The sequence below is a fragment of the Turicibacter sp. genome (genome assembly GCF_017941855.1).
GTDB lineage: Bacteria > Bacillota_I > Bacilli_A > MOL361 > Turicibacteraceae > Turicibacter > Turicibacter sanguinis.
Genome location: NZ_JAGAVR010000086.1, coordinates 1 through 3934, shown reverse-complemented (window position 1 = coordinate 3934; position 3934 = coordinate 1). Strand labels below are relative to the sequence as shown.

The following is a 3934-nucleotide window of genomic DNA, read 5'->3' as shown; positions in this document are numbered from 1 at the left end:
CTGCACAACAATTCTTTGTGAAACAAAAGGCACTATTACTGTGTTTGTAAATGATGAATCCATGTTCATTATCTCCCCCATGAAATGGACAGGCACACGAACAATAGCTTCCAAAGTCATGTAACTGACCACCAGCCATTTCTACATAATCAATAATTGAGACATTATCAATCACAAATTTCGCTAATTCATGTGCAGATTCTTTTTTAAATGATACGTAACGATAAATATCATCTACTTTTGATAAATCGCAATTTGAATATTTTATATCTTTTTTCTTAGCAAACCCTATGTCCTTTTTCTCTAAAGGAACGACTTGATTTAACTTTTCAAAAAAATCTTTTCCCAACAACTTAGCATTAGGATTTAATCGAACTGATGAGACTTTATTAGTAGCAAACCATAGTCTATTTGGATTACTCGTTGACTGATCTATAAGGTTTGGGAATAAAATCTTTAACTGCTGGTACATTTTTTTGAAGGTCTGATAATCTTCAATAGGCTTCTCAAATACATAAATCAATCTAAACTTTCTGTTTTCAGGCGTGCTGGTGAAAGTATCATAGAAGATAGTAGGCACGATCCCCAGTTTCGCTTCTACCTCTGCAATCATTTCACTTGGTGTGATATTAAATTCCTTATTATCAATATCCAACCCAAAGAAAGCATAATTATTTGTATTAGTGGCTTTTAAAGTGTTTGCAGAAGGATCTACAACACATCCACTGATAAATGTTTTTCCTCGTGCTATAACATCACAAAACTCATTTAAGCTCATAGTTCGTGGCTTTGATGTTCTAATTCGCTTAGTAATATCATTCACTTGGTATTTTGTTGGCTTTAAAGGATACCCCATATAATCACAATTAATTGTTACACATACATCACCCACGTTCATCCTTACACCTCTTTTTGTTGAGCGCGTTTATTACGCATATACTCTCTCATGTACTCGCGTTTTTTAGCTTTTTCTCTTTCGTACTGCTCTGGTGTACGATTGGCACGTCTTTCACGTTGTTTGGCAGCATTAACTTGTCGTGCAATCTGTTCTAATTGTTCTGGTGTTAATTGTTCAATGTTCACTACTTTATCACTCTTTCTTTTGTAAAATTTTCTTGTTATTTTCTGTCATTTATATTTGACGAAAACATGGGAATATGGTAAACTAACCGTGTTAAAATTAAACCAAAACGCCTTAAAATTCTTATTATATATATCGTTTTTGAACGTTTGTTCGCTCAAAACAACACAAAAAGGTGCTTTTAAAGCTATGCCATTGTTGGCAAAAGACTTTAGATATTTAAGATACTTAAAATGCTTAAAATATTTAATGCACTTAAGATATTTATAAAAAGATCTATGGTATTTGGGTTTAATAAAAAACAATCGTCGTTTTAAAATAAGAGGGACTCATTACGAAACTTGCCAGGTGTCATATGAGGCTCTTTTTTTTTGGGGCAAAAATTAGCGTTTTACCCAACATAGATAATTTTATCATAGTATATGTGGATAACTCAACAATAAATTTTACCAAAATACGATATTTTATTGGTTTTTTTTCCATCATGCTATTATGTTAGATTTTTAAGTTAATTTTTATAATAAAAATGGTATTTGGCCCCCTTTATTCAACCAAAAAGATGTTATATTGAATATAAAATTCCAATAACTGTTAAACAATTACAACTTTAAATACAGGATTTAGTCTATTGATAGCAAATGACTAATAGTTGTAATTAAAAATAGGTGTTTTTACCCACTTTCTCCGATGGATAATGAAAAGTTTTGCTCAAATCTGAGGGTGATAGTTTCGCAGTCAGCTTATAACATTACTAAAGGGATTTTTACCTCGAGTTGCTAATAGCCTTACTGGAACCAACGAACTTTTACGCTCGTTAGAATGCCATCCAATCATAGTAATAGTTAGGATCTACGGTTGTTGGAATAGTTTCTTTGCGGTTCTTGGCCATTTCTTCGAATAAAGTTAATTGTTTTTGTTCATAAGCTTCTTTTTTAGCTTGTTTACGTTCTAAAGCTTTTTTGTTGCGAATAATATTTAAACAAATTCCACGTGTATATTTGAATGGATTAAAGATTTTTTGTTCATTTTTAGCCATATTGAAAACATGAATTGATTTAGTTACGATTTCTTCCTCAAATTCATCTTTTAAAATTTCAATTTCAATTTCATTTAAAGTTGCTTCTTCTTCTTTGATACTAACTACATTATTTAATTTTATTTTTTTATATACATTATTATATATAGGCTCACTTGTAGGGTCATTTATAGGTTCACTCACGTTATTTTTTACGTCAGTAGCTGGTCTCACCGCGAATAATTTACGATGCCAGTAGTCCGATTTCACTTTAGAAACTAACCCTAATTCAATTAATTTTGTCATGCAGCGTTTAACAGTAGCTAAACTGATTCCAAGCATTCTTGAAAAATCATTATTCGTCTTATCGCAGTATCCATATTTATTTTGGAAATACTCGATTTTATACCATAATGCCAAGACTGTGTTTCTATTTCTTCCTAATGCTTTTTCCATTTCATAAGTTAATTCTAATTTCGCCATCAAAAAAACCTTCTTCCGTTCAAATTAACAAACAAAAAAAGGTTCACCGAAATATATAGCTTATGTTCGTAAATTCCACGTATAATCAGCTTAAAAGTAGCCTAAAATAAACGTGTGTTAAAAACTGGATTAAAAAACATAGTCAAAAAAGACTTGATATAAAATGATATCCAGTATATAATACAAACATAAACTATATTTGTGTTTGGGTGATATTCCTACTCGATTGGCGTTGAATGAGGAATATCCCTTTTTTTATTTGTTGAACTGATTATAACATAAATTTACAACATTTGTGAATAACTTTTGAATATATGAGTGACGGTGATGAACCGCCACTTTTTTTATTACTCTTCCGCTGCGTTAGTTTTTGCAATCATTTTCTTTCTGACCTCTGTAAGCCCAGTTGCAAATCCTAACATACGTTTTAACTCTGCTACATTCATTTCTTTAACTAATTCTTCGATTTCTTCTAAATACATTTCTTTGATCATAATTCATATCCCCTTTTAAATAATTCTCTCAACGAGTAAATTTATCATAATTCGTGTTTTAGTGTATATTTACGACAAAACATTACTTTTTATTCCAAAATATACTAATTGTCACTGGGTTTGGGATATGCTATATTCATGGTGTGTTATCTTGGTGTGATAACATATCTCGCATAAGTCGTTTGTTCTACTTTGGTCGGTGGGCAACGGCTTTTTTTATTAGGTCGAATTACAGAACGGAACTTTCCGCTCAGTACCATTCAACATTCATTTTTTCGTTGTTGTAGTAAACGTGGAGCCAACCGTGATCTTTAGTTGTCACCTTTAGCCACAATCCTTTATAAGCATGAGGCAACTCGCCCTCGCCTAACTCCCAACTCATTACCTTGACTGTTTTGTTCGCCTTTTTAAAGTCCTCAATGAGTTTGTGTTGTAATGCTACACTTCCGTTAAAAACTTCTTCAATCGCTACGACGTGTCCATACTTCACATCTTCTTTTTTGATGTCACTGTTAACGATAGAAGCTAATTGCGATTCTGCAATACCTGTTATTTTGCTCAGACGATAACGCGTCATATCGTTCTCATCTAACAATTTTTGCAACCAATTCATTTTTATCACCGCCTTCGTTTATTATATTACTACAACTTTTGTAGTATTTCAATAGTTTGTTAATATTTTATTTGTTTTATTCAAATTTTATAAAAAAAGGGCTCACAATGATGGAGAACCCCTGTTATTTTGGCAATGTTCCTATAAAATTGTGTCTACCACTCGGATAATTAATACTACAAATTGCTTCGTGAAGTTTTAACTTACTTAGATCATCAAGAGTAAATGGCGATATCTCTTCAGCTAAT

5 protein-coding genes are annotated in these 3934 nt (G+C 31.8%); all 5 read right to left on the bottom strand.

The window, feature by feature from the left end:
* Positions 1–898, bottom strand: an 898-nt coding sequence (locus tag J6D32_RS09585; protein ID WP_287467622.1) for a hypothetical protein, incomplete at its 3' end; no start/stop codon positions are given.
* A gap of 2 nt (positions 899–900) precedes the next feature.
* Positions 901–1083 (bottom strand): hypothetical protein, encoded by a 183-nt coding sequence (locus J6D32_RS09580; RefSeq protein WP_287467621.1) that lies wholly within the window; start codon positions 1081–1083, stop codon positions 901–903.
* Between the two features lie 812 nt (positions 1084–1895).
* Positions 1896–2579: a hypothetical protein gene (locus tag J6D32_RS09575; RefSeq protein ID WP_287467620.1), complete on the bottom strand. Its 684-nt coding sequence runs from the start codon at positions 2577–2579 to the stop codon at positions 1896–1898.
* A gap of 347 nt (positions 2580–2926) precedes the next feature.
* Entirely contained in the window at positions 2927–3073 is a 147-nt protein-coding gene (locus tag J6D32_RS09570; RefSeq protein ID WP_287467619.1) for a hypothetical protein, read from the bottom strand.
* A 250-nt stretch (positions 3074–3323) separates the two neighbouring features.
* The gene (locus J6D32_RS09565) at positions 3324–3686 is read right to left on the bottom strand and encodes a helix-turn-helix domain-containing protein (RefSeq protein ID WP_287467618.1); all 363 of its coding nucleotides are present in this window, start codon (positions 3684–3686) and stop codon (positions 3324–3326) included.
* Positions 3687–3934: the final 248 nt, after the last annotated feature.

What these genes read in the sequence shown, in the direction of transcription:
- J6D32_RS09575 (WP_287467620.1), bottom strand. Translation starts at nt 2,579, where the DNA reads ATGGCGAAATTAGAATTAACTTATGAAATGGAAAAAGCATTAGGAAGA.
- J6D32_RS09570 (WP_287467619.1), bottom strand. Translation starts at nt 3,073, where the DNA reads ATGATCAAAGAAATGTATTTAGAAGAAATCGAAGAATTAGTTAAAGAA.
- J6D32_RS09565 (WP_287467618.1), bottom strand. Translation starts at nt 3,686, where the DNA reads ATGAATTGGTTGCAAAAATTGTTAGATGAGAACGATATGACGCGTTAT.